Origin of the sequence: Rhodonellum sp., assembly GCF_030656585.1 — a bacterium.
GTDB classification, from domain to species: domain Bacteria; phylum Bacteroidota; class Bacteroidia; order Cytophagales; family Cyclobacteriaceae; genus Rhodonellum; species Rhodonellum psychrophilum.
In genome coordinates this window covers 1-26,721 of the sequence record NZ_JAUSPP010000059.1, presented here as the reverse complement: position 1 = coordinate 26,721, position 26,721 = coordinate 1, and the positions used below count along the sequence as shown (strand labels likewise).

Genomic DNA, 26,721 nt, shown 5'->3' with positions numbered 1-26,721 from the left:
GTGTGAATCAGGTCGCAAATCTAGGGCTTTTTATTTTTCTGTTGCTCCTTTTCATCATTTTTAAGCGAAATGAAAAGTTGATAAAACGAAACAGCAATGGATAAAAAACAAAATGTCAATAGCCACACCGGGAAATTCATCTGACTTTTTTGTTGGATTTCCCAACCCAACCAAGTTCCCAATCCGATGACGGCGATCATTTGGAAAGACAATCCGATGTATTTGAGGTAGCTTGGGGAGTTATCCCGTGGCACTTTGTTTTCCTCTTTGCTCATTTTTGTCTTCAGATTTGGATACCACCATCGCATTTGTGTTCATCTGGCATTTCCCATTGAAGACCGCTCCGTTTTCCACCACAAGTTTTTGGGTCGTAATGTTCCCCGAAATAATTGCGCTTCTTCTAAGAAATAATATTTCGGTACATGTCACCTCACCCTCGACTTTTCCGGAAATCTCTGCCTCTACAGAGGTGATATTTCCCTTGATCACGGAGACTTCCCCGATGACCACTCTCCCTTTGGAATAAATAGTTCCATCTACAGAACCTTCTATTCGGATATTCCCCAAAGCCTGGATATCACCTGTGATCCTGGTTTCTTTGGAAATCACATTGCTAGTGTCAGTTTGCTCGACTGCAATAGTTCTTTTTTCCTCGATTTTCTCGCTTTTGTTGAACATAGTCTAATCAAATGTTATGAAATGCTGTGGATTCAATGGTTTACCTTTATACCATAATTCAAAATGAAGATGGTGCCCTGATGAAAGTTCGCCGGTGTCACCGACAATGGAAATAATCTCGCCACTTCTTACCAAGTCACCCATCCTCTTCAAAATTACCGAATTATGCTTATATATGGAAATCAATTCATTGGAATGCTGGATACCAATGATAAACCCGGTTTCCAATGTCCATACTGCCAATATTACCGTTCCATCACCGATTGCTTTGACGGGCTCATCTTCCTTGGTCACCACATCTATCCCAAAGTGCCCCTTTTCTGGTTGGAAGACCGCGGTGACCACGCCTTTGATGGGTGAAAAAAAGTAAGTATCTGTGAAAGGCGCCGAAGCCATTGTTTTCGGATTGGAAAAATCCAAAGGAGCCGATTTAAATTCCTCGATTATGGCTTTTGTTGCCTGGCTTTCTTGGTAATTTCCCTCCTGGACATTTCCCCGATTTGTCAATCCCTCTCGGCGGGAGATTTCCTGTTGCTCCTCGCTGATGTTTTCTCCGGAAATAATCCCCTGTATATTTTTCAAATATGCATCCCTTTGGTTGACTTCCACCGTCAGTGAGTCTATGGCCTCGGACAAAGCAAGAATTTTGGTGATGTTTTCGGATTCCACAAACTCAGGGTCGTACCAAGACCTTAAAAAAGTCCTGGACATCAACAGCGAAAAACCAAAGGCACACAAAAAGAACAAAACCAAAATCAGCGCAACACGGATCTTGGTGATGCTAAAGGAAGTGATCACAGAAAAATCATCTTCCTTTCTGATTACGAAAAGAAATTTGGTTTTTATCCAATCTTTTAATTTTCGCTGGATCTTCAAGCCATGGTGGGTTTATGTTTTGATGTCTTCAAAAATATAATATTAACCAAAAGCGTTTAATTAATTGAATCAAATGGAGTATTTTGGTCATTATTATAACGTATCCCTTCGCATGCACGCAAAATCAAGTCTGGTTATTTTATGTTTTGCCCTGCTTTTATCAGCATGCTCATCGGAGAAAAACACCTTCCCCAATAGATTGTACCACAATACGACCGCAAAATACAATGCCTTTTTTCTTGCAAAGGAAAAGATCATTGAATTGGAAAACTTATTTCAAAGCCAGCACCAAGAAGATTACAGCCAGATTTTACCGATTTTCTACCCGGTTGATAGCGCAACTATCGAACAAAACGAAGCTCTCTTAAAAGAAGCCCGAGAACTTGCTTCAAAGGCCATCGATTGGCACAGGATAAGCAAATGGGTCGACGACAGTTATTTTTTGATCGGATTGATCGACTACTACCAAGCAAATTTTGATGATGCCATCAACACATTCAAATACATTAACGTCAACAGCAAGGACAAGGATTTGCGTCACAGAAGCCTTATCCAGTTGCTTCGGATCTTTACCGACCTCAAAAAGAACGAAGATGCAGCATTTGTGATTGATTATCTTTCCAAGGAATCCAAAATCAATCCCGAAAACAAATTCCTCCTGTTCAAAACATTGGCCTATTATTATGATACTCGTGGGGAAATCAACGGAAAAATCGGAGCATTGGATAAATCCCTTGAATATGTAAAAGACAAAAAAGACAAATCAAGAATCAATTTTATCCTAGCGCAACTCTATCAACGGGAAGATTTGGATGCCTTGGCCTTCAGTTTTTATGGTGAAGCGGAAAAAGGAAACCCACCCTATGAGCGAAGCTTTTTCGCAAAACTTTATGCTCAACAAGTCGCGGAATTAAATAAAAGCAAGGATTTGCAACGCGTCCGCAACTATTACGGCAGCCTATATGACGACAGTAAAAACAGGGATTTAAGGGATGTAATCCTGTATGAAAGGGCCCTTTTTGAATTGAAACAAAATGGAGAAGAGGAAGCCGAGCGCTTACTGACCCTTGCGGCAAAGGAGGAAGGAAAGAATCAAATCCAAAAAGGTTATATCTACGAAAAATTAGCCGATATCCGTTTTGACCTTAAAAAAGATTACAGAGCGGCCAAATACTATCTAGACAGTGCCTTGGTTTATTTCAAGCCAAGCGATCCTTCCCACTCCCCCATCACGAAAAGGAAGGAAGTGCTGGACGACTATGTCATCCATTTTGAGACCATTATCAGGAATGATAGCCTTATCGCCTTAAGCCTCCTGACTCCAGAGGAACAGGAATTGATAGCTGATGCATTCATCAAAGGGGAGGAAGAAAGACTGCTTAGGGAAGCTGCAAAGAAAGAGGAACCAAAGAGCTCCGGAATCTTTGAGAATCTTTTGGCTTTTAGCGGCAGAGGATCAGGTGAAAACTTCTATTTCGACAATGCAGTGGCCCTTCAGCAAGGATCCATTGATTTTTTCAGAAACTGGGGAAACAGGACACTGCAGGACAATTGGAGGAGAAGTGGTCAGGGATTTCAAAGTGCCATTTCAGAACCTGAGCAAAATATTGAAATCAAGCCGAGTCCCTCAGACAGTATTCAAGTTGAGGACGAAAAACCTTTGCTTGGGCAACTTCCGGACAAGGAAAGTCTCATGGCCCAGATCCCAAAAACCGAAGAGTCTCTTAGGGGCCTCAGGGAAGCGCTTGACATCTCCTATTTTGAACTGGGTAAGCTTTTGTTTTTGGACCTGAAAGAACCAGATCCCGGCATTGGATATTTGGAAAACCATATAGAAAAATATCCAAATTCTGTCAAAAAGCCCGAATCCTATTACCTGCTCTATCTTGCACAAACCGAGATCAATGGAAATGCCAGACGCTATGTGGAAAAGCTCAACAAGGAGTTTCCGGAATCTCCATTTACCTTTTCTGTCAATAATCCCGAAGGGGCAACTGGCAATCTGGCATACTTGGAGTCGTCCAAAAAATATGAAGAGGCCTATTCCAAGTATTATTCGAGGCAATATCAGGAGGCAAGATCCATCATCCGTTCAACTCTGGAAGCTTATCCACTTACCCGAAATACCGAGAAATTCATGCTTTTGGATATTATGGTGTCAGGGAAAATCGATGATCGGGAAAGATACCAATCCAGATTGGAGAATTACATTCAGAATACCGAAGATCCTGGACTGTTAAATATGGCAAGAAATATGCTGATAGCTTTGACAGGCGAGAAACCAAAAACAGAACAAAAAAATGAAGGATTAGAGGCTGTTGCACGTACTTCAGAGGAAGGAGATGACCAAAAATCAGAATCGGATTCCGAAGAAGCAGAAGAAGTGACTCCTTACAAAGAAAATCCTAACCAAACACATATATTTGTCATCGTCTTAGAACCAAAGCAGGCAGCGGAAGCGAAGGGCTTGCTGGCGGATTTGGAAAATTTCCACAGTCAAAATTTCTCCAATGCACGGTTGAGGACAGGAAATATGAACCTAAATTCTGAAAATGCGATTTTCATTGTAAGTCCGTTCAACAATGCCGAAAGGGCATTGGCCTATCGCGAAAAGTTCATGCAGGATTTCAACACCAGCTCCTTGAATTCATCGGACAAAGACAACAGTTTCCTGATCTCCATAGAGAATTTCCAGGAATTGAATAAAAGAAAAGACATAAATGAATACAGGAATTTCTATAAAAAAACATACCAGTAAATCTTCAAGTAATAAAATAAAATGACCCAAAAAATTATAAAATATATTTGGATAACTTTCACTGTAGGCCTAGCAGGGTTTATTTTGTTTATCTGGGCAGTAAGTGGAAATTTCTTAGGCTTGTTTGGTGAATTGCCGGATTTCAAAGCCTTGGAAAACCCCCAAAGCGAGCAAGCATCCGAACTCTACTCTGCTGACGGGGTACTTCTCGGAAATTATTTCCGTGAAAACAGAAGCCCGGTCACTTACAATGACCTCTCCCCAAATCTTGTCCATGCACTTATTGCCACTGAAGATGTGCGGTTTGAAAAACACTCCGGCATCGACTTCCAAAGCATGGGCCGTGTACTGTTCAAATCTCTCATTTTGAGACAATCCGCCGGTGGAGGTAGTACCTTAAGTCAGCAAACAGCAAAAAATCTCTTCAAATTGCGAACCCAGGAATCCCAAGGCTTACTGAGTAAAATCCCGGGCTTGAAAATGCTGATTATCAAAACCAAAGAATGGATCGTCGCTACAAGATTAGAGAAGAGTTACACCAAAAATGAGATTCTTACGCTTTATTTAAACACATCCGAATTCGGGAGCAATGCGTACGGAATCAAAACGGCAGCAAAAACCTTCTTCAAAAAAGAAACCAACAATCTTAATATTCAGGAATCTGCGACCTTGGTGGGCCTCTTCAAAGCTCCTTCTTATTACAGTCCTGTTTACAATCCTGAAAACTCCCTGCGAAGAAGAAATACCGTCTTGGGACAAATGGAAAAATATGAATATATCACTGAGGCAGAATACGATTCGATATCCAAACTCCCAGTAGAATTGGATTATAGAGTGGACAACCAAAACCAAGGCTCTGCCACTTACTTCAGAGAAATCATCAAAGCGGATTTGATCAAATGGACCAAAGAAAATTTAAAATCGGACGGTTCAACTTATGACCTTTTTGGTGATGGATTAAAAATATACACCACTATCGATAGCCGCATGCAACGCCATGCTGAGGAATCCGTGGACGAACACATGCGGGAACTTCAGAAGAAGTTTGAAAAGGAAATCGGCAACCGTGATCCTTGGATTGACAATACGGGAAAAGTGATCCCAAATTTCTTGGAAACTGCTGTAAAGCGGACGGAAACCTATCGTTTGTTGGTCAACAGGTATGGACAGAATTCCGATTCTATCCAAATCAAATTGAACGAGAAAAAGAAAATGCGCGTATTTTCCTGGAATAGGTCAGAAATTGACACGCTTATGAGTACCATGGATTCATTGCGTCATTATAAAAAGCATCTGCAGGCCGGTTTTGTATCCATGGATCCAGAAAATGGGCATATCAAGGCCTGGGTAGGTGGTATCAATCACAAACATTTCAAGTATGACCATGTGAAACAGGGAAAAAGACAGCCAGGTTCTACATTCAAGCCTTTTGTCTATGCTGCTGCCATCGAAAATGGTTACAGTCCTTGTTATACCGTCATGGACCAGCCTGTTCAGGTCAACATTCCTGGACAACCTGCATGGAGTCCAAAAAATGCCGATGGAAAATTTTCCTACACCAACATGACGATAAGAAGAGCAATGGCCCAGTCCGTGAACTCTGTTACCGCCTATATGATGAAGAAATTAAGTCCAAAAGTAGTGGTGGAGACAGCACACAGGCTTGGTATCACCAGTGATTTGGAGGAAGTTCCTGCATTGGCTTTGGGCACAAGCGACGTGACCATATTCGAAATGGTCGGGGCATTTGGCACCTTTGTTAACAAGGGTGAGCATATCGTACCTTTTTATATCGATAGGATTGAGGATAAAAATGGCAATGTCTTACAGCAATTTACGCCAAGGAAAAAACCGGCGATGAGCGAAGAGCATGCCTACTTAATGTTGTACATGTTAAGAGGTGGATTTGAGGAAACAAGAGGGACAAGTCAAGGAGTTTCCAGAGATATCAGAGACAATGGAAATGAATTGGGCGGAAAGACAGGAACCACACAAAATGCCTCCGATGGTTGGTACATGGGTGTCAGCAAAGACTTGGTAAGTGGTGTTTGGGTTGGAGGAGATGACAGAGCCATTCACTTCAGGAGTTGGATTAGTGGGCAAGGTGGCCAAACGGCAAGACCCATTTGGGTGAAATATATGGCGAAGGTTTATGCTGATCCAGCATTGAACATTACCAAAGGCCCATTCCCTCGACCGGAAAGACCATTGAGCATAGAAATCAATTGTGATCAATATGAAATGGAAAGCAATCAATTCAGTGATTTCGATTTTGATCCGAAAAAAAATGATTTCTAAAATTCTTTTTTGACAAGCAAAAAAAGCAGCCTCTTCCGAGGCTGCTTTTTTTATATTTACAGCATCATGGAAGCCTCCTTTTACACACCGGACCAAAGCAATCTATTACCCGACCAGCCTGGGGTATACAAATATTATAACAGTGAGAATGAACTGATCTATGTTGGCAAAGCAAAGAGTTTAAAAAAACGGGTAGCAAGCTATTTTACCAAAACAATTGGGTTGAATTACAAGACCAAAAAGATGGTCAAGGAAATCAGAAGGATTGAGATCACGATCGTTGATTCAGAATTTGATGCCCTCTTGCTGGAAAACAACCTGATCAAAAAAACCCAGCCCAGATACAATATTTTATTAAAAGACGATAAAACTTATCCTTACCTCCTGCTTACCAAAGAGCCTTTCCCAAGGATTTACCCAACCAGAAAGATGATTCAGGGAAAGGGAATCTATTATGGTCCTTTCGCCAGTATAAGAGGAATGAACAATGTCCTGGAGTTGATCAGGAGCTTATTTACCATTCGGACATGCAAACTTGATTTGAACCCCTACAAAATTGGCGAGCAGAAGTACAAGGTGTGTTTGGAATACCACTTGGGAAATTGTCTTGGACCCTGTGAAGGCCTACAAGGAGAGCCTGACTACCTCAACGAAATCGAGCAAGCGAAAAACATTCTTAAAGGAAACCTTGGCATCCCAAAGGCCTTTTTCAAACATCAGATGTTGAAATATGCTGAAATGATGGCTTTTGAAAAGGCGCAATTTTTTAAAGACAAAATGGAGTTGCTGGAAAAATATCAGGCAAAATCATTGGTCACCAGCCCCTCAATCCTCGATCTGGATGTCTTTGCGATAGAAACGGATGAAAAAAGCGCATATGTGAATTTTCTTAAGATCAAAAGAGGGGCAATCATCCTTACCAAAACAGTTGAACTCAAGAAAAAGCTGGATGAAACAGACACCGAACTTCTTTTGACTGCCATAGTAAGATTAAGGGATCAATTCCAGAGTGATGCCCAAGAGATTTTGGTCAACATTGATTTTGAGGAGGAATTTGAGGGATTGAACATCACTGTACCGAAAATCGGAGACAAGAAAAAACTTGTGGAGCTCTCCCTGAAAAACGCCAAATTTTACAAAAAAGAAAAAGCACTCGCTTCTGGAGAAGTCCAAGACAAAAAATTCAGGGTACTAAAACAGTTGCAATCCGACCTTTCTTTAAAGGAGCTCCCAGATCACATCGAGTGTTTTGACAATTCCAACATCCATGGGACCAATCCAGTGGCAAGTATGGTTTGCTTTTTAAATGGAAAGCCTGCAGTGAAGGAGTACCGGCATTACCACATCAAGACAGTCGAGGGTCCGGATGATTTTGCGAGCATGACTGAGGTGGTTGGGAGAAGATATAAGCGGCTTTTGGATGAAGCGAAACCACTACCAAAGTTGATCGTCATAGATGGTGGCAAGGGGCAATTGTCTTCCTCAGTGGAAGCACTGAAGCAATTGGGGATTTATGGTAAAATTCCAATTATCGGAATTGCCAAAAGATTGGAAGAGATCTATTTTCCAGAAGACCAATATCCGTTGCATATCGACAAGAAATCGGAATCCCTCCGACTTTTGCAAAGAATCAGGGACGAAGCCCATCGGTTCGCCATTACTTTCCACCGGGATTTGAGAAGCAAACAGGCATTGGGATCATCACTCACGGAAATTGAGGGGATCGGGCCGGAAACAGCGGAAAAATTGTTAAAGCAATTCAAATCTGTGAAAAAAATTAAAGAGGCCAGTGTGGAATCCCTCGAGGCGGTAATTGGAAAAAGTAAGGCGGAAAAGCTTATTCAATCCTTCAAGGACATAAAAAAAGCGGGTGATTAAACCCGCTTTTTTTATTACCATTCCCAAAGCCCACTTTCGAACTCCAAGAGACTGTATTCATATTCAAGTGCATCGAGAAAAGCCTGCAGTTGGGGATTTGGATTGTCTGCCCTTACCATATCCGCAACCAATGCATCATCTGAATTGGTGTATTTTCGAATCACCGATCTGAACAATCTCAAATCAAAGGCCTGATCATAGGTCAAATTTTTAGCCGTGTTTTGAAAATTCAACCACTTTGCCTCTGGATGATCTTTGAAATGATTGTAAAAATCCTTGTACCGAATATAAGCGATAGTCTTCTGACCTGCATTGGAATTTGTAGGGGAAGGCATTACCAACTCTAGGTATTTGATATCAAACCTAACCTGAGAGTGATGTTTGTCGAAGATAAAATCCTCTCTAAAATCCAAATAATAAAGATTTTTTGAGAAAATACTATCCCCATTTGCTGCCAACCAGTAATTTTCCTGGAAATCAGCGATGGACAAAGGCTGCTTAAAATCCTCGTCTCCAAATACCTCTAGGGCATTGTCATCCACAATGGCTTTGTAGATTTGGCTGATGATCCCGTTGTTTTTGGTATCCCCAGATCCATAAAGAGGAAGATTGTACTTTTCCCTAAGGTCTATCCTTCTCCAAACGGCAACTTGATACATTTTGTCATCCTCCCTGATCGGTCTGGCAGAAAATACGGTATCCACTTTGAATTGACGATCTCCAAAGACAGTGGGACTCACACTTGTGGCACCCTGCCCCATTACATCAGTCCCGAGCATTGTACCCAGGAGAGATAGCATTCCAATTAGTTTAACATGTAGTTTCATATGCCTTTTCATTTAAAGAGGATGTCCAAAACACATCTCTTGATCAATTATTTTATTGCAATCCTAATAATTTCAGATTGGTTGCTCTTGATTTTGTTTCCACGGAAATTCGTACGTGTCACTTCAGTAACTCTTACAATCAGATTATCTCCGCTTTTGGCTGCGGCCAAAAGATTCCTGATCCCAACATTCTTACCCGTGATGGTAACTTTATCTCTAGGAACTTCATTTCTAAGGAGAATTACCTCTCCTCCTGTAACTTCAAAATTAGAGTCCCTTGCCATTGTCCTTCCAAAATTCGCTTCGGCAATTGCCTCAATGATCAATGATGAAGGACCTGGAGCTGGATAAGCGGTACTCAAATCTATCGGGCCCCTTGCGTCATAAGGACGAATACTAGGCGCAGGAACAGGTTTGATATCATAACTCACATCACCGATTTTATTTCCACCACTGCTTACTCCAATGACCGTTTTCCCAGAATTCCCTGGAATTACAGTTACTTGGCCTGGCTTGCTTCCTTTGATGATGCTACCATTGTTAATGCTAAAATCAGGTGCATAACTGTTTCCCAATGCAGGAACATCAATGGAAAGATCGTTTGCACAGTCAGCGTAAAGCTGATTGACTACTTCAGAAGTAACCTTGATAATCGGTTGGGCCACGTAGTATTCGTATTCCACGGGCAAAACTTTGTCTTCACCACCGACATTCGTTACGATTTCACCTTTTAGGACTCTTTTTGCAAGACCTCTATCATCGTATTGACCTGCTGGAGCTACAGTGAATTCAATTTTACCAAATCCGTTTTCAACTGGGATTGCTTTACCATCCAATCTCATGATAGGGGCGGCTGTAGAAGAACTTGAAGCGATGTACATATCTCCCTCAAATTTTGTACCTGCTGCGACAACGTTTGACAATGCTGCAACTCTCGCTTCCACAATATCCGCTTTGAAATAAAACGAACCGATGGATTTTGTTATTTCAGATAAGGACTCACTTTCTATGTTCAATACCTCATTTTGAAATTGAGAGATCAAAGCCATTACCGCTCCAACAGGGGATTTCACAAAATTCAGGTTGACAAAGTTTTTACCTCTGACATCCGGATCGTTTTTGAACAAATCAATATCCTTTGCATCTTTTGCGATAGGCTCAAATGTAAGGTCAATCCCAATCTTTGCCAATACCTCAGAAATTTGAGCAGGGTAAGCATTCAGCTTCTCTTGCATCTCAAATCCTTTCTTATTGTTATTGAAAATATTACCAGGTACATCCACATTTTTCAATGCGGAGTTATTATAGGTTCCTTGGTCGTTTTTTGCATTGGATACCGTTATCAATTCTTGCTTGAGATCCTCCAAATACGAAAACACTTCCGAAGTGATTACCCTAACTTCCTTTGCTGCACCTACTTTTGGTACATCTTTGGCATTGTTTCCCTGCGATTCTACTGTACTTTCAATAGAAGTTACTGTAAACTCATTTTTTTGAATATAATTCCTTGATGTTCTTTCCAAACCATCGTTCAACAAGACAAACTTCTGAAGGATTTGATTGCTTACCTGAAGTGCCAACAATGCTGTCAGCACCAAGTACATCATTCCAATCATCCGTTGCCTCGGTGTCTCTTTAGTACCAGCCATAGCTCTTTTCTAAAATCTTAATTAATAATTAATAAAAGGACTATGATTTCATGGCTGATAACATGCCACCATATATTTTATTCAAAGAACTCACGTTGTGATTCAATTTTGCCAATTCATTTTTGAAAGCCTCGGTTTCTTTACCGGCTTCGCTCAAACCTTCCATTGCGGAAGTAACATTGGAATAGAATTTATTGAGGGCTTTTACATGACTATTGGCATCCTGAAGTTCCATTTCATAGACTACATTCAGGGCCGATAGGTTCTTAGTCACAGTCAACACTTGGGAATGATACGCTTTGGCATCACTAGAAGCAGCAGAAAGTTCAGTCAAAACAGCAGCTGTTTTGCCATAGGACTGATTCATTTCCACCAATGATTTTGAAGCGTTTTTCACATTCGATGCATATTCGTTTGTAGCAACTGCAGCATCTGCCAAATTCCCCATCTTTTGGGCAGAAGAGGCAAGATTTTGCATTCCTTTACCCAAACTATCAATCAATTCCGGGCCGATTTTAGCATTGGAAAGCATTTCGTCGAATTTTTGTGAAACACTTTCACCGCCACCGCTTTTCACTGATTTCCTAACAGCAGGTTCTTCACCGGCCAATTCAGGATATACTTTAGTCCAATCAATCTCATCACTTTTGGGTTCAAATGCAGAAAGGAAAAATATGACTGCTTCGGTAGATAGACCAACCCCAATCATTAAACTGGCAAATGGCCAATCCAAGATTTTGAACATGGCTCCCAAAATAACAACAGATGCACCAATACCATAAATTTTAGGCATGATACTAAAATAGAATTTGTGCTTGAATGAATTTTTATTGTTTTCCATTGGTGATAAAGGTGATTTGTTGTTGGTAGGTTTTAAATTTTAAAATTATCTTTTTCTTCTTCTATTATTACTTACATCCATTGAACCAGATCTTCCGATAAAGGTCATTGCGGTTCTAAAGCCAATATGGGCAGCTTTTACATCTTGGTATTCATATGTCCTTGTACTTGTTTCCAAATAATGGGCCACATCTTTCCAAGATCCACCTCTAACAACTTTTCTTGGCTCGTTGGGATCATGGTTTATTGGATCCAAATCCCAAGTAAGTGCACTACTTACTGGATTGTAGGCATCAAGTACCCACTCCGCAACATTTCCAGACATATTGTAAAGGCCAAATCCATTTGGTGCAAAGACGTCGATGGGGGCGGTGTAGGCAAATCCATCATCGATGTAATTCCCTCTCCCTGGTTTAAAGTTAGCCATTAGGCAACCTCTTTTGTTTTTGATATAAGGACCTCCCCATGGATACTTGGCAATGTCTTTTCCACCTTTTGCCGCATATTCCCATTCCGCTTCTGTAGGAAGCCTGAATCTCGGCAAATCAAAATCAGATTTATCGTTGGCGTTCATGTGATACGTTCTCCACTCCGCATATTTCTGTGCTTGCTCCCAGCTGATTCCTACAACTGGATAATTGTCAAAAGCTGGATGGTCAAAATAGAATTCCATCAATGGATCTCCGTAGTGATAGGAAAAACTAGTAGACCAAACAGAAGTGTCTGGCATAACCTCATCCAAATTGAATTGTGGTGGATCTTTTAAAGTAGTCGGTGTGCTGTAAGAATACTCCCCCGCTCTAACCGCTTCCAAAAATTGTCGGTATTTGTTGTTGGATACTTCATACTTATCCATGAAAAATTCCGAGATGGTAACCTGTTTGTTAAATGCAGATTGGGTATATCCAATGTCCTCATCTGCTTGCCCCATCCAAAAAGTACCTGCTTTGACTGCAACCATATCGATGGGAAGGTTTTGTTGCCAGTTGGTTCTTTTTGGAACGCCGGTTACTTCACCCCTTCTATTGTCTTTCTCACTCGAAGACCCTTTTTTCCCCAGAAGGCCGCAACCTTGAAGAGTAGCGGCGACTAAAAAACCTGCTATAAGGGGTAAAAACCTAGAGTTCATTTTTGTATACATAAACAACACAAATTAAGTTATATAAATAACTAAGGATAATTCAAATTTAACGAGCCTGAAATTTAATGCAAAATCCGAGAAAAACACAAATTGCATATCAATTTCGGGTATTATTATTTTTTTTTAAAACCTAAACCTTGGCGTTCTCTGAATCACTTTTTGCAATTCCCTTGACACAGAAGGTAAATTATACGTTAACATAAACTCGTGGCTGGTAGGTGATTTGGCATCAAGTCCACCCACAACCAAATCAAAGGCGTATCCTATTTTCAAAGAGTTGTCCTTAAGAATGCTATACCCTATCAATAATGATACCGACTCTTCGCCGCGAAATGCAATTCCCCCACTTATTTTTTGTTTATGCGTTGCTATAACGCTCACATCGTAAGAAAAATTATTGAAAGAAACTGTTTTTAAAAGAAAAACTGGTTCAAATACCCACAAAGCAAAAGTCTTGAACCTATAGCCTGCTAGTAGATAAGTATGGTTTTTCAATTGGTTATCGATTGCTCCATCCCCAAAATCAAATCCTGGTTCATTGAGATGTTTGCTACTTAAGCCCACAAAATAATTCCCTTTGTCCAATACCACTCCTGCTCCAAAATTCAAATTCATCTGGGTTTCACTTCCAGTATCTGGGACAAGTGGGTCAGGATTGACCACATTGAATTCATCAAAATTAATGGTGCTCGAAAAAACCCCTCCACTAACTCCAAAACTAAGTTTTCCTCCTCTGATATTTCTGTGATACGCAAGCGCCAAATTGATTTCCTGGCTGTTGGTCAACCCAATATTATCATTCACAAAAGTCAAGCCGTATCCGATTCCTCTATCTCCCAGGGTTCCCGAAGCAGTTACCAATTGAGTAACTGGTGCTGGACCGTTGGTTCCGGAATAATTCAACCACTGTGTCCGATGCAGAGCCGAAAATCGGTAGCCTGCATCTTTTCCCGCAAATGCCGGATTGTAAAACAGGCCATTGTACATGTACTGTGTAAATTGCGCGTCCTGCTGGGCAATGGATTGCACAGCATACAAAAGACCGGCCGAAAGGATCAGGAAAAATCTAAGATGAGAAAAATTCAGTTTAACCATGTATCAAAAGATTTATCTTTTAAGTCTCTATTTTACACATTTAAACTGAAAATGGCCACAAAAGATTAAAAAGATGCTATAATAAATTATTCGCCTTCTTGATATAAAGCTCTAGGGCGCCAGTCATGCTTGGAGCATTCGGCATGGGGGCTTCAATATCCAAGATTAGACCGAGTTCTTTTACAGCCATGCCAGTAGTCGGTCCAAATGCAGCGATTCTGGTATTGTTTTGCTCAAACTCGGGAAAATTTTGTTTAAGTGACTTGATCCCGGAGGGACTGAAAAACGCCAAAACATCATATTTAATATCCCTCAGGTCTGAAAGGTCCGCCGACACGGTATGATAAATAATCGCCTCCGTGAACTCAATGTTGTTCTTTTCCATGTAATCAGGAATTTCACCCTTTCGGATGTCAGAACAAGGGAAAAGGTATTTCTCTGATTTATGCTTCTTGAAATAATCGAAAAGATCTGAAGCCGTTTTTTGACCTACAAATAATTTTCTCTTCCTGATAACAATGTATTTTTGAAGGTAGTGTGCGGTTTGGTCAGAGATACAGAAATATTTCATTTCCGGTGGCATCTCTATTTTCAGCTCTTTGCAAATCGTGAAAAAATGATCAATTGCATTTCTACTTGTAAAAATAACTGCGGTATGCTTCAGGATATCTATTTTCTGCTTCCTAAAATCCTTGATTGAAACTGGCTCCACCACAATGAATGGTCTGAAATCAATTTTCAATTTATATTTTTCAGCCAACTGGAAATAGGGGGATTTTAAATCCGTTGGCTTTGGTTGTGAAACTAATATACTCCTCACTGGATTGAATCTGTCTTTAATAGATTTAGTCATCTTCTTTCGCTTCTCCTAAATTTTACCTTGTGTAAGAATCAGTACAACCCAAGAATCAATTTTGCAATTATCAAAAAGGGGACTAGTTCTGCGGTGCAAATGTAAGCAAATAAATGGTATTTTTTAAACGAAACTCTTTTCATCATTATGATAAATAACATGAAAATACCGAATACATAAACCCAGAAGAAGCTGGTTAAGCCATATTTGATTGCAAAAGGAATTTTTACCGGGTTATTTAACGCAAACAGGGCGATTACTACCACCATTAGAAAAACCAAAATGGAAATGATCCTCAACAAATAAAAGAAATGGGAAAATTCAAATTTCCCAAGGTCAAAAATAAAGGCCAAAAATCTTAAAAATAAAAATTTGAGGATGGTCACTCCAAATAAGATCAAGGTGACGAGCAGCCAATTTAAAAAGAGCTGGTTCAGGTCTCCATCGACAAAGGTGTACCATTTGGAAATTCCTGACCCTTGAATCACCGCCATCACAAGCAGGGTCAAAAGCATGTTGACGATCAGGATATAAAAAATGACATCAACGGAAAAAAACTTCTGAATGGAATTGCTCTCCGAGAAATCCTCCGCTGAAAAAACCGATACTGGGGTAATAATGGATGCCAGCACAAGTGGATAAATCATTTTATAGATCGCAACCAAAAACAATACGATTATCAATGCGAGAAAGTAAAAATCATAAAACTCGGTCTTTGCTCGCTTCTGGGGCAAATTGTCAACCAGTCTCACTTCGGTTTCCGAAGTCTCCACCCCGAAATACCCCTTTATTACGGAAACCTCCTCTTTAACTATTTCTTTTTTGAAGACTGTCAATTCCAAATTCCCTGCATTTGCCATTTTAAAATTCTCCCTCAAAAAAGAACTTGGGACTCGGAATGCCGTGTCCCTGACAGCGTAAAACCAAAGTTTTTGATCCAAAAAAACGGTTGAGGTTGCAGGAATACTGATTTTGAAAACACTAAGCGGGAAATTCTTCACATCCAAGTTGACCTGGATCATCTCTGACAACTGGAATCCATCAACCTGATCTACTGTCTTAAGTTTACTTTCATAATTTTCAATCACCTGGCCTTCAGTGCCAAAATGCAGGCAAAAAATCAATGTGAAAAGGAAAAATAATCTTTTATTGTAAATCATAGTTCAAAACCTTCCGGTGTACCCAAAGTGAATTTTTGAGAAATTGAGCACAAACTCCTGTGCATTGGATTTCCCTAGGGCATAGATGAAGTTGAAAATCCCGCTTCCGGTTTCCAAGCTGATGCCAACTCCTGTAGATACTGGGTAATCCGCCGGAAAACCCTGGACATTGTTTCCCAGTCTTCCCAAGTCTGCAAAAATCAGAAAATAAGAATAGGTATCAAAATAAAATCTCGGCTCCACATTGAAATAGATATAGTTTTGCGCGAAAAAATAATTTTCATTGAAGCCTCTGATGGATTTCAAACCTCCCAATCGATATAGATCGTTGCCAAAAAGATTCTTGCTGTCCATCATCCCAGCAGATAATCCAGTAAATGCACCAAAATTCTGATTGAGATAAAAATATTTTTTCAAAGCACCTTTGACAAAATACTGTACCGTTTTTGCGTCCAAGCCTTCATAGACGCTTTGGGGTATGCCTGTGTTTTGTAAAATGGACTTGTTCCCCACCCCAAATTCAAACTGTCCGTAAAACCCTCTTCTTGCCTGGAAAACATCATCCAAAAGAAACAATTCATATTGGACCCCATAATTATTGAATCTGAAATCCAAAAATTCAGGCAATGTTGTGATTTGACCCAAATCCGAAACCGCCAACAAATCCCCAGCTTGTCTTCTATAAAAGAAACTCAGGTAGCCATTAGCACTGGGCCGATAACCCAAATCCACCCTGAAATCACGATTCAAAAAAGTAGTATCTTCCTTTAGAAGATAAAAAGAGGCCTTTATATCCAGCATCGACCCCAATATGAGCGGTTCTATCCCAGAGACTTTTAGATTTTGAGAGTATTGGCTGAGGCGTTGCCAATTGAGTTGATAATTCCGACCTCTTCCACCGACATTGTAGAGGGCAAGGTCAAATTGTCCGGTGACCAGTAACTTGTTATTTTCGATTTCATTGGGAAGAAAGCCGATGATGCCATCCAAAGTATTCATCCGGCGATCATTTAGGGGAAGATAAAGTATCGCCTCCTCGTTTTGAAAACTCAATTCTGGCTCTCCCTCCCATCGTAGATAGGGAAGATTCTTAATTTGACCGATGCCTTGATCCACTTTTTTTTGGGAAAAAGGATCCCCCGGACGGATCTGGAGCAACTTGGATAAATAGGTGGGGTTGATCTTGGAATTGCCCGTGATGCGCAATGAATCAAAGGCTATGAAAGGCCCAGGATCAAGGTTTAGAGAGGCCGAAAAACCCTTCCCCGCCCTTTGGATACTGTCCAATTTGATGGAGGAAAATGGAAACCCTGAATTTTCCGATTCCCTCAAAAGCACTGCGAAAACTTTGGCCACCTCCTCATATTCAAAAGGCTTGTTCTGGAATTGTTTGACATCAATCCCGGATTTTACCCACAGCAGCGGGTCCACATTTCCCCTCCCGAGATGCAGCCATTCAAACCGCTCACCGGTTTGGATATGGAGAGACAATGTGTCCGAAGAGGAAGACTGAGGCATTGCCAAAGGATTCAGATATCCCAACAATGCGATCTCTTGGTATCGGCTTTTCACATAATTCACCAAGCCCAATGTATCCTCAAAGGCAAGGATTTGCCGCTGGGTGATTCCTCCGGAGAGCTCCAGTTGGAGCCATTTCTTCTCCTGCGAAAAAGCCTGCTGCCCCAGAAGCGAAAGGAAAAATATCAGGAAAAATACCACTTGTTTCAATGTCAGCGCTTTAGTTTGGTTATCTTTGTGTGGCTAAAAGTAAATAAATTGTCCGGTATCTACATTCACATCCCCTATTGTAAACAGGCTTGTCACTACTGTGACTTTCATTTCAGCACCAATGCTTCCCAAATGCAGGAAATGGTGGACATGATCTGCAAGGAATTGATCCTAAGAAAAAACTATCTCCCTTCCGAAAACCCGATTAAAACCATTTATTTCGGAGGGGGTACGCCATCGCTGCTTTCGCTGGCTCAGATGGATCAAATTTTGGAAGTGATTGCGAAGCATTATTCTTTGGCCTTGAAAGAAATGACCCTTGAAGCCAACCCTGATGACCTTCAACCCTCAAAACTACTGGAATTGAAGGCATTGGGTTTCGACAGGCTGAGTATCGGCATCCAAAGTTTCGATGAGCAGATCCTCAAATTCTACAACCGGGCACACAATGCCAAGGAATCAATGCATGCAATTGCGCTGGCAAAACAGGCAGGGTTTCAAAAACTCTCCGTTGACCTTATTTATGGATTTCCTTCCCCCGACCACCAGATATGGAAGAAGGATTTGGAAATCGCACTTGGCCAGGACCCTGGACATATCAGCAGCTATTGCCTGACTGTGGAGCCAAAGACAGCCTTGGGGAATTGGACAAAAAAAGGGATTTTCCAGCCTGCCTCGGAGGATTTTGCTGCCGGGCAATTCGAAATCCTTCAAGACACAATGGACCAATCTGGATACATTCAGTATGAAATATCCAATTTTGCACGGGAGGAAGCATTCGCACTCCACAACACCAATTACTGGAAGGCAATCCCCTATCTCGGGATCGGACCAAGCGCACACTCCTTTGATGGACAGGACCGTGGATCCAATCGGGCACACAATGCCCATTACATCAAAAACTTACAGCAGAATCAACCTGTGTTTGAGGTAGATTCAATGATCCCAATGGACCTTCTGAATGAATATATCCTCACCTCGATCCGAACCATTTGGGGCACTGACCTTGCTTACATCACAGAAAGGTTCGACTTGGATCTCCTAAAGGTAAATCAGGAGATCCTCAATAAACTGACGGAAGAAGGTTTGGTCGAGAATTTAAAAAATCATCTCGTACTGACAAGAAGGGGAAAACTCCTGGCCGATAGTATTGCCGCTTCTCTTTTTATATCATAAATTCCATTTACTTTTGAGCCAAGGATGGAAAAACACAAGGATTTTACGGGAAGGAAAAAAGAGATAGCCCCTCTGAAAGATGCGATTGAGGAATTGCTGAAAGCCTACAGACTCAAGGATAAATTTGACGAAAGGCGCATCATTCAAGCTTGGCCAGAAATCATTGGTCAAACCATCGCCAGCAGGACCAGCTCGATTTATATCAAGGAAAAGAAACTCTTTGTCAAACTCACCTCCGGACCTGTCAAGAAAGAGCTGATCATGAACAGGTCCAAAGTCATGGACCTGATCGAAAAACAGTTTGGCAAAGGTGTGATAGAAGAATTGGTTTTTTTGTAGTGAATTACTTGTCTTGGGCGGCAAACACTTTTTTCATCAAAGCCGTCGACCTTTCCAATGGATTTTCCCGGATTTTCCTTTCTTCTTCCATGACCAATTTAAAAAGCCCATCAATGGCCCTTTCGGTCACATATTCTTTTAGATCTGGATTTATTTTCCTGCTGGTCAAGGGAAGGGAATTATAGCCATTGGCCAAATCACCGTAATATTTGGTTGCACCAACTTCATTCAAGGCCTCTTGGATTTTCGGTTGAAACAAGGCAATCAATTGGGTTTCGGTTGATCTCCTCAGGTATTGAGAGGCAGCATCAGGTTCACCTTTAAGAATGGCAAATGCATCCTGGATGGTCATCTGTTTGATGGCATTGATAAACAAAGGCTTGGCTTCTTTAGCGGCACTTTCTGCACCACGATTGATGGCCAATAGGGCGCGGTCCACCTCTGCTCCAAGTCCCAACTGCCTCAGGGTGTTCTCTACTCTTTGGGCATCTTCAGGCAGTAGAATTTTAATCAGGTCATTCTTGAAAAAACCATCTGTCTGGGAAGCCCTATCTGCTCCATTTTGGATGCCTTGTACCAAGGCTTCTTTTAAACCTCCGGCGACTTCCTGTTGTGAAAGTGGCAATTGCCCGCCCACACCCTGCAGCACTTTGTTCAAGTCCGAGGTGGTACAGGCGGTAAAAAACATCAGCATGATAATCAGGAATGGGTAGGGATTTCGCATGGGAAACTTTAAATATTTTAACATTAATTTATATTTGATCAGGCTAACGTGAACGGGATTATTAAGTTTGTTTTGTATTATTGCGCTTGTCTTTGAATAATGTTTAAAATCCCCAGCATAAATATCGGAAAGATAAGTCTATTGGTTGCCATTTTAACTTGGCTTGCCTTACTTTTTGTAGATATATCAAGGATTTTTGCCGTTTTAAGCCAAATTGATTCGGGTATTTCCATTGAAATTTCCTGGGTTCTGGAAATTTCTTTTTTCATAATGGTGTACATTTTTTACAATGACTCCATCCAAAAAAGCGAGAACAACAATTTTCTGGATATGATTTGGCGGGGAGCCACCACCGGCATTTTGGCAACCGCAGTTTCTTTGTTTATCATGTTTTTTTATTATCTTCTCGGCGAAAGCAGGCTGGCGACTGATCCCCTGCTGTTTAATTTTTTCTACCATGTCAATTTTGCCTTTATCACCTTATTTCTCATTTCAAGCACGCTGTTATGGCGGCATCTGATCCTTTACCAAAAAAACAAGAAGGTTGTCCAACAATGGCAAGCATTTGAAATCACCCTGTTGATCAGTATGTTTTTCATATTTTTCAACAAAAACACGCTTGATTACAGCTTTCTTTTTGGATTGTTTTTTCTCTTGATCTTTGGCACCAGTCTTTCCGCCAACCTGAAGTGGATTCCTTATCTGACTTTCAAGGAGAAATGGAAATCGATCCTGTTTTTGGGCATCATACTGCTCTGTACCAGTTTTCTCTTTTTCCAGTTGCTTTCCTACAGTGAAAGTGCAGATATCTTGGTAAACCTGACGGACAATCTCTTTCTCCTTTCGCTGTTTGGATTCGTCTTTATCTACTCGCTTTTCAGTTTCCTGGTGACGTTTTTCAACCTGCCGACTTCCTCTGTGTTTGAACAAAAACTCTTGGAGGTGATCAACTTCCAGCGGCTAAGCCAATCCATCAAACCAGGGGAAAATGAAAGCCAGGTATTGGACATTCTTGTGGATTCGTGCATGAGTGCAGCCTATGTCGATGCCGCTTGGCTTGAATTGAGACAAGACCATAAGTCCCATTTTATCCATCAGCGGTTTGTGAAAAACAAAGAAAGAAGAGAGCTCTACGAGATGATCAACATGGCAAAACCTTTCTTGGAATTCAACTGGCAGGATCAAGGGAATGAAAGAAAGGTTTTTTATGGTAAAATTCCGCATCCAAAATTCAAGTCTGCCATGGTCATTCCACTGGTGGTCAATAAGGAAACAATGGGCAGGATTTTCCTGGCAAAGGAAGTAAAGGATGGGTTCAACAAGGAAATGATCAACATCATATCCACCTTTGTCGGCCAGGCTTGTATCTCCGTCGAAAACTCAAGGCTACTCAATGAGGCCATCAAAAACGAACGGTACAAGGAGGAATTGAAAATAGCCCAACAGGTACAGCGGAGTCTACTTCCTTCTCAACTCAACCATGATGAGACCTTCGAGATCTTTGGCTTTTCCGAAGCCGCGGATGAAGTTGGTGGTGATTATTATGATACCCATCAAATCGATACGCATCGTTTTGCGGTAATCATTGGTGATGTCTCGGGCAAGGGAACGTCTGCGGCGTTCAACATGTCCCAAATGAAAGGCATCTTCCACAGCCTGGTCCAGATCGATCCCAGTCCCGGCGAATTCTTGATCAAGGCCAACACCGCACTGAGCAAATGCCTCGAAAAAAACCATTTCATTACCACCACTTATTATATCCTGGATACCAAGAACAAAAACATCTACTTTTCGAGAGCGGGTCATTGCCCAACTTTGTTTTTTGATGCCAGCACCGATTCCTGTGAATTTTTACGTGTTGGGGGAATGGGTTTGGGGATTGTCAGAAATAAGCTTTATGAAAATTATGTCCACGAAAACGAAATCCATTATGAAAAAGATGACCTCTTGGTGATGTACACCGATGGGATTTTGGAGGCCAAAGACGGAAATGGACAGGAGTTTGGCTACGACAGATTGAAGGCTTTGGTAAAAGCCAATCATACCCAATCCGCAAAAATAATAAATGAAAAAATCATTCAGGGTGTTTTTGAGTTTATAGGTGACAATGCAATTATCGATGATGATTATTCAGTAATGGTAATTCGTTTCAACCAATAACTTAAGCATTTCAATAGCGTATAAGAAACCATGTTAAGGATCGAAAAAACAATTGTCCAGAAAAGTGTCATCCTCCAATTGATTGGAGAAGTGGATGCCAGCAATTCAGTGGAACTGGATGATGCTATCCAGACATTGGTCCAGGAAGATGCCAAAAGCATCCTTGTTGACGGAACTGGACTCGAATACATATCCTCTGCCGGACTTGGCGTTTTCATGTCCTATTTGGAAGAATTCGAAGAAAAAGAAATCGTATTGGTGATTTTTGGCTTGAGTGATAAAGTCCAACAGGTGTTTCACATTCTGGGCCTTGATCAATTGATCAACATCAAAGAAACTAAAGAGGAGGCGCTGGAAGTCGTTTATGCAAAATAAGTTAAGACTATATTGTGATACGCAACAACTTGCGGAGCTAAGATTGTTTTTGAACGACTTTCTGATCACTACCCCACTACCAGAGATCGAACAGCACCAAGTCACCCTCGCCGTCGAGGAAGTGTGCGCCAATCTCATCATCCATTCCCATGACTGTAATTCCACTGAATTTATAGAACTCTCCGCCAGACAAAGCGAGGAAGGCTTGATTTTCGAAATAAAGGATTATGGTGTTGCCTTCAACCTTTTGGAATACAAAGAGCCTGAATTGTCCCGTGTCATCAAAGAAAAAAGAAAGGGAGGATTGGGTATTATTTTGGTGAAAAAAATCATGGATAAAATCGAATTTGAATCTTCGGAAACAGAAAACACCTGTCGATTATTCAAGAACCTAAAATCCAAATAATTGTTAATAATTGCTTCTTTCTCCATTCTGGCCCAATATTTCTACATTTTAATTTGTAACATTGCAGTATCATTTTCGGCATGTCACTAAATATGAGCGTCAAACATTTATGTATTGTTATACTGGTTTTCGTCTTTTCCTGTAGCCCCAAAGCTCTAATTCCACAAGAGACCCTACAAGACAATACACCAAAGCCACTTTTAATCATTGGAAACGAGGAAGTATTTTCAGAGGAATTTTTGCACATTCTCTCCAAAAGCCGAGAGTTTCAGACAATGGATGAGAAGCTTACCTCAGAAGAGTTTGAAAAAAATCTAGCCCTTTTCATCAATTTCAAGCTAAAAGTGAAAGAAGCCGAAAACCTCGGCTTGGATAAGGTTGAGGAATTTGATAGGGAATTTGAAATGTTCAAGGAAGACTTGATCAAACCTTTTTTAATCAAAAATTCTCTCCAAGAAGGCGAATTGATGAAAGCCTACAACAGGATGCAGGAGGTCGTGAAAGCCAGCCACATCTTGCTCCAATTCCCAAACAATGCAAGCAGAGAAGATTCCATTGCTGTTTTCCGCATGGCCGAAAAACTAAAAAAGGAAGCGGAGGCAGGTGCTGATTTCAATGAATTGGCGGCCAAATACTCGGATGACCCCTCGGCCAAAGAAAACAAAGGCAGTTTGGGTTATTTCACTGCTTTGCAGATGGTGTACCAATTTGAGGATGCCGCATTTTCCCTCAATCCAGGGGAAATCTCCTCCCCGGTTTTGACCAATTTTGGATATCATATCATCAAACTCGAAGATAGAAAACCAAATCCTGGTGAAATCAAGGTCTCCCATATTCTGGTAAGAACCCAAGCTGGCGACCCTGTTTCCGAAGAAAGAGCCTTGCGCAAAATCGGTGACATCTACACCGAATTGCAAAAACCCGAAAGTATCTGGGAAGAAGTTTGCCAGGCCTATTCGGAGGATTTGGGGACCAAAAATACTGGCGGAAACCTGCCTTGGATTGGTGTAGGAGCAGTACTTCCCGATTTTGAGAGAGTTGCCTTTGCCCTGACGGAAGAAGGTGAAATTTCTCCTCCAGTAAAAACACTTTATGGCTTTCACATCATTCGCCTTGAAGATAAAAAGCCCATTGCACCCTATGAGGAGATGGAAGCTGCCATCAAGTCAAAAATCTTACGCGATAGCCGGTCCGGCTTAATCCAATCCCAAGTATTGGCGATGCAAAAATCAAAATTCGGCTTTGTCGAAAATGAAGCGCTTATCGAGGAAGTGAAAAAGGTGTATACTGAAAATCAAAAAAACAATATTCAGGAAATTGTCTCGCAAAAACAATTGCTGGACAGCGCGCTTTTCACGATTAACGCCAAACCCAAAACGGTTGCTGATTTTTTCGGTTTTACCAAAGCAGACCGCCAAAACGTACGCATCACAGGAGAGGGATACTTCAAGTCTTGGTTTGATAAGTTTATTGAAGTGAGCCTCAATGAAGCAGAAGAAGCCGATCTTTTGGCCAACAATGACGACTACAGGCTCCTGATCAAGGAATACAGGGATGGCATCTTGTTGTTTTCTTTGATGAATGAGAAAGTTTGGCAAAAAGCATTGGAGGACAGCTTAGGCCAACAAAATTTCTTCGCAGAAAACATCGAAAGGTATCAATGGAAAGAACGGGTAAATGCCCTGATCGTCAAAATGGGCAAGGATGAGTCGGCTCCAGCCGTCAAAAAATTCCTTTCCGACAAAAAATTGCTCCCCAATCTTCAGGACAGACTTGAAAACACCTTCTTGGACAAAGATCCTTTGGCATTTACAATGGAGGAAGGAATTTACGAATTGGAGGCACATCCCGTCTTGAAAAAAGCCGATCCGACTAAAACTTTTCAAGATTTGAAAATAGACGGAAAGGTGGTTTTTCTGGTCCTCGGGGAGAAAGTTCCTGCTGGGCCCAAAAAATTTGAGGAGACCAGAGGGAAAGTCATTCAGGATTTCCAGGAATATCTGGAAAAAGACATGGTCAGGATATTGAAAAAAAATTATATCATCAGGATCAATGAGGACGAAAAACAAAGGGTTTTCGAAACTGTGGTCAATAGGTAATTTCCTGCTGTTTGTTACCATTGGGATCAGCGTCACTTCCTGTGACCTTTTCAAATTCAAATCACAGGAAGAACTGGACGAATCAGATCCCATCGTGGCCACAGTGGCCAACCAACACCTTAGAAAATCGGAGCTTTCCTTCGTGAAAACAGAAAGTTCAACTGCAGAAGACAGCATGGAAATGGCCAACCGCTATGTCCAATCTTGGATCAAAAAACAACTGATGATTCGAGAGGCAGGTAAATCCATGGAATTTGATGAGGCGGAAATCAACAGAAAGCTCCTGGATTACAAATATGCCCTAATGGTCTATGAGTATGAAAAAGCCTATGTGAACTCCAAAATAGACCAAGAAATCAGTCCGCAGGAAATAGAGGAGTATTACGCAGCCAATCAAAAAAATTTCACCCTGCGGGAAATCATCGTGCGGACAAATTTCCTCAAGATGGAAAAAGGAAACAGCCAAAACCGGGAACTTGAAAAATTGCTTTCCGGAAACAAATCCGTAGAGGACGTTAGAAAAATCGCACTCAAGGATGCTGTCAATTACTTTCTTGAAGACTCCACCTGGGTCAGATTTGAAGATATTATCATCAACACCCCCCTTGTCTCCAATAACAATAAGGTGCAACTCTTGAAGCAGAATTCATTGATAAAGGTAGACGATGAGGATTATCGTTATTACTTCAAAATATTGGAATACAAATTGCAAGATCAAATTCCACCACTGGACTTTGTCAAAGATGAGATTTCCAAAATCCTGATCAATAAAAAAAGGGTATCTTTAATCGATGCGCTCCAAAAAGAAATTTACAACCGAGCACTTGAAAACAATGAGATTAGATTATATGACTAAGATAAATGGATTGCTGATAATTTTCCTGATGTTCTTTGCGCAGGAAATTTCATTTGCACAGGGTCAAGACACTACTGCGACAGCCAAACCCGCAACACCTACGCCCACTTCGGGTCAGGTGGTGGACAAGATCATCGCAAAAGTTGACAATTACATCATCCTGGAATCGGATCTTCAAAAAGCATTCCTAGAAGCCCAAGGACAGTCTCAGGAAGGTTTCCCAGTACCCACAAGGTGCGAGGTATTCGAATCCTTGATGATCAACAAGCTGATGATGGCCAAAGCGGAAATCGATTCGGTCATGGTAACCGATGCTGAAGTAATCATTCAAGCTGACCAGAGATTTGCCATGGTCATGCAGCAATTCGGGGGAGACGAAGGAACCCTAGTTGAGATTTATGGTAAAACCGGAGAACAATTGAAAAAAGAAATCGAGGAGGCGCTAAGAGAACAGTTGACCGTGCAAAAAATGCAGGGGAAAATCACGCAAGGTCTGGCTGTATCTCCGGCTGAAGTGAGGAAATTCTTCAATTCCATCCAAAGGGATTCCCTTCCGTTTTTCTCTGCAGAAGTAACCGTGGGGCAGATTGTGAAAAAACCCGAAGTCAGTAGAGAGGTAAAAAATGACATTGTCAAACAAATGCTCGAATTCAAAAGGATGATTGGCACTGGAGAAAGTGATTTCGCCACGCTTGCCAAACAATACTCCCAAGATCCCGCCTCGGCCATTCAGGGGGGAGAATTGGGTTTCTTCAGAAGAGGGGAACTTGCTCCCGAATATGAGGCAACTTCCCTTTTATTGAAG

Annotated in this window: 24 protein-coding genes; 11 read left to right on the top strand and 13 right to left on the bottom strand. The window is 41.2% G+C overall.

Features of this window, described 5'->3' with window-relative positions:
* Positions 1-20 precede the first annotated feature (20 nt).
* From Q7J63_RS14130 to Q7J63_RS14120, 3 genes are read right to left on the bottom strand one after another with little or no spacing between them, the layout of a single operon-like run.
* Positions 21-275 carry an AtpZ/AtpI family protein gene (locus tag Q7J63_RS14130; RefSeq protein WP_022582278.1) on the bottom strand — a complete coding sequence of 85 codons (255 nt, stop codon included), beginning with the start codon at positions 273-275 and terminating at the stop codon, positions 21-23.
* Positions 241-678: a polymer-forming cytoskeletal protein gene (locus tag Q7J63_RS14125; protein WP_019596615.1), complete on the bottom strand. Its 438-nt coding sequence runs from the start codon at positions 676-678 to the stop codon at positions 241-243. Before Q7J63_RS14125 ends, Q7J63_RS14130 begins: the two co-directional genes overlap by 35 nt.
* Before the next feature lie 3 nt (positions 679-681).
* Entirely contained in the window at positions 682-1,554 is an 873-nt protein-coding gene (locus Q7J63_RS14120) for a M23 family metallopeptidase (protein ID WP_304887035.1), read from the bottom strand.
* A 112-nt stretch (positions 1,555-1,666) separates the two neighbouring features.
* Between Q7J63_RS14120 and Q7J63_RS14115 the strand changes: the two genes are divergently transcribed.
* The 3 genes from Q7J63_RS14115 (at position 1,667) to uvrC (ending at position 8,488) form a co-directional block, all read left to right on the top strand.
* A complete protein-coding gene (locus tag Q7J63_RS14115; RefSeq protein WP_304887206.1) occupies positions 1,667-4,312 on the top strand; it encodes a gliding motility protein in 2,646 nt (881 codons plus the stop codon).
* A gap of 21 nt (positions 4,313-4,333) precedes the next feature.
* Positions 4,334-6,610: a penicillin-binding protein 1A gene (locus Q7J63_RS14110; RefSeq protein ID WP_304887033.1), complete on the top strand. Its 2,277-nt coding sequence runs from the start codon at positions 4,334-4,336 to the stop codon at positions 6,608-6,610.
* Between the two features lie 66 nt (positions 6,611-6,676).
* On the top strand, positions 6,677-8,488 hold the full coding sequence (gene uvrC / locus Q7J63_RS14105) for an excinuclease ABC subunit UvrC (RefSeq protein ID WP_304887204.1): 1,812 nt from the start codon (positions 6,677-6,679) through the stop codon (positions 8,486-8,488).
* A 14-nt stretch (positions 8,489-8,502) separates the two neighbouring features.
* On the opposite strand, the gene gldN is transcribed toward uvrC, so the two are convergent.
* From gldN to Q7J63_RS14065, 8 genes are all read right to left on the bottom strand, one after another.
* Positions 8,503-9,288 (bottom strand): gliding motility protein GldN, encoded by a 786-nt coding sequence (gene gldN / locus Q7J63_RS14100; protein ID WP_236613217.1) that lies wholly within the window; start codon positions 9,286-9,288, stop codon positions 8,503-8,505.
* 74 nt (positions 9,289-9,362) lie between these two features.
* Complete coding sequence (gene gldM / locus Q7J63_RS14095; RefSeq protein ID WP_022582277.1) at positions 9,363-10,964, bottom strand: gliding motility protein GldM; 1,602 nt, start codon at positions 10,962-10,964, stop codon at positions 9,363-9,365.
* A gap of 40 nt (positions 10,965-11,004) precedes the next feature.
* Positions 11,005-11,805, bottom strand: a complete 801-nt coding sequence (gene gldL / locus Q7J63_RS14090) for a gliding motility protein GldL (protein ID WP_019596608.1) — start codon at positions 11,803-11,805, stop codon at positions 11,005-11,007.
* Positions 11,806-11,850: 45 nt separating this feature from the next.
* A complete protein-coding gene (gldK, locus tag Q7J63_RS14085; protein ID WP_019596607.1) occupies positions 11,851-12,945 on the bottom strand; it encodes a gliding motility lipoprotein GldK in 1,095 nt (364 codons plus the stop codon).
* A gap of 123 nt (positions 12,946-13,068) precedes the next feature.
* Positions 13,069-14,040, bottom strand: a complete 972-nt coding sequence (locus tag Q7J63_RS14080) for a type IX secretion system membrane protein PorP/SprF (protein WP_304887030.1) — start codon at positions 14,038-14,040, stop codon at positions 13,069-13,071.
* Between the two features lie 76 nt (positions 14,041-14,116).
* On the bottom strand, positions 14,117-14,893 hold the full coding sequence (locus Q7J63_RS14075) for a uroporphyrinogen-III synthase (RefSeq protein WP_019596605.1): 777 nt from the start codon (positions 14,891-14,893) through the stop codon (positions 14,117-14,119).
* A 38-nt stretch (positions 14,894-14,931) separates the two neighbouring features.
* Positions 14,932-16,053, bottom strand: coding sequence for a DUF4271 domain-containing protein (locus Q7J63_RS14070; RefSeq protein ID WP_304887028.1), 1,122 nt, complete (start codon positions 16,051-16,053; stop codon positions 14,932-14,934).
* Positions 16,054-16,056: 3 nt separating this feature from the next.
* A complete protein-coding gene (locus Q7J63_RS14065; protein ID WP_304887202.1) occupies positions 16,057-17,772 on the bottom strand; it encodes a POTRA domain-containing protein in 1,716 nt (571 codons plus the stop codon).
* Positions 17,773-17,829: 57 nt separating this feature from the next.
* On the opposite strand from Q7J63_RS14065, the gene hemW reads away from it, so the two are divergent.
* Both hemW and Q7J63_RS14055 read left to right on the top strand, forming a co-directional pair.
* The gene (gene hemW / locus Q7J63_RS14060; RefSeq protein ID WP_304887026.1) at positions 17,830-18,957 is read left to right on the top strand and encodes a radical SAM family heme chaperone HemW; all 1,128 of its coding nucleotides are present in this window, start codon (positions 17,830-17,832) and stop codon (positions 18,955-18,957) included.
* A 24-nt stretch (positions 18,958-18,981) separates the two neighbouring features.
* Positions 18,982-19,296: a DUF721 domain-containing protein gene (locus Q7J63_RS14055; RefSeq protein ID WP_304887025.1), complete on the top strand. Its 315-nt coding sequence runs from the start codon at positions 18,982-18,984 to the stop codon at positions 19,294-19,296.
* Positions 19,297-19,300: 4 nt separating this feature from the next.
* On the opposite strand, the gene Q7J63_RS14050 is transcribed toward Q7J63_RS14055, so the two are convergent.
* Both Q7J63_RS14050 and Q7J63_RS14045 read right to left on the bottom strand, forming a co-directional pair.
* A complete protein-coding gene (locus Q7J63_RS14050) occupies positions 19,301-20,020 on the bottom strand; it encodes a DUF4197 domain-containing protein (RefSeq protein WP_019596600.1) in 720 nt (239 codons plus the stop codon).
* 77 nt (positions 20,021-20,097) lie between these two features.
* Positions 20,098-20,289: a hypothetical protein gene (locus Q7J63_RS14045; protein ID WP_304887023.1), complete on the bottom strand. Its 192-nt coding sequence runs from the start codon at positions 20,287-20,289 to the stop codon at positions 20,098-20,100.
* Position 20,290: 1 nt separating this feature from the next.
* On the opposite strand from Q7J63_RS14045, the gene Q7J63_RS14040 reads away from it, so the two are divergent.
* The 6 genes from Q7J63_RS14040 to Q7J63_RS14015 form a co-directional block, all read left to right on the top strand.
* Complete coding sequence (locus Q7J63_RS14040) at positions 20,291-22,180, top strand: PP2C family protein-serine/threonine phosphatase (protein ID WP_304887021.1); 1,890 nt, start codon at positions 20,291-20,293, stop codon at positions 22,178-22,180.
* 30 nt (positions 22,181-22,210) lie between these two features.
* Complete coding sequence (locus tag Q7J63_RS14035) at positions 22,211-22,555, top strand: STAS domain-containing protein (protein WP_304887019.1); 345 nt, start codon at positions 22,211-22,213, stop codon at positions 22,553-22,555.
* Entirely contained in the window at positions 22,545-22,961 is a 417-nt protein-coding gene (locus Q7J63_RS14030) for an ATP-binding protein (protein ID WP_026333484.1), read from the top strand. The genes Q7J63_RS14035 and Q7J63_RS14030 overlap by 11 nt, the downstream gene beginning before the upstream one ends.
* Positions 22,962-23,053: 92 nt before the next feature.
* Positions 23,054-25,060 (top strand): peptidylprolyl isomerase, encoded by a 2,007-nt coding sequence (locus Q7J63_RS14025; protein ID WP_304887016.1) that lies wholly within the window; start codon positions 23,054-23,056, stop codon positions 25,058-25,060.
* Positions 25,014-25,916 (top strand): peptidylprolyl isomerase, encoded by a 903-nt coding sequence (locus Q7J63_RS14020; RefSeq protein WP_304887014.1) that lies wholly within the window; start codon positions 25,014-25,016, stop codon positions 25,914-25,916. Before Q7J63_RS14025 ends, Q7J63_RS14020 begins: the two co-directional genes overlap by 47 nt.
* A partial coding sequence (locus Q7J63_RS14015) for a peptidylprolyl isomerase (protein WP_304887012.1) occupies positions 25,909-26,721 on the top strand: 813 nt, incomplete at its 3' end. The genes Q7J63_RS14020 and Q7J63_RS14015, both read left to right, overlap by 8 nt.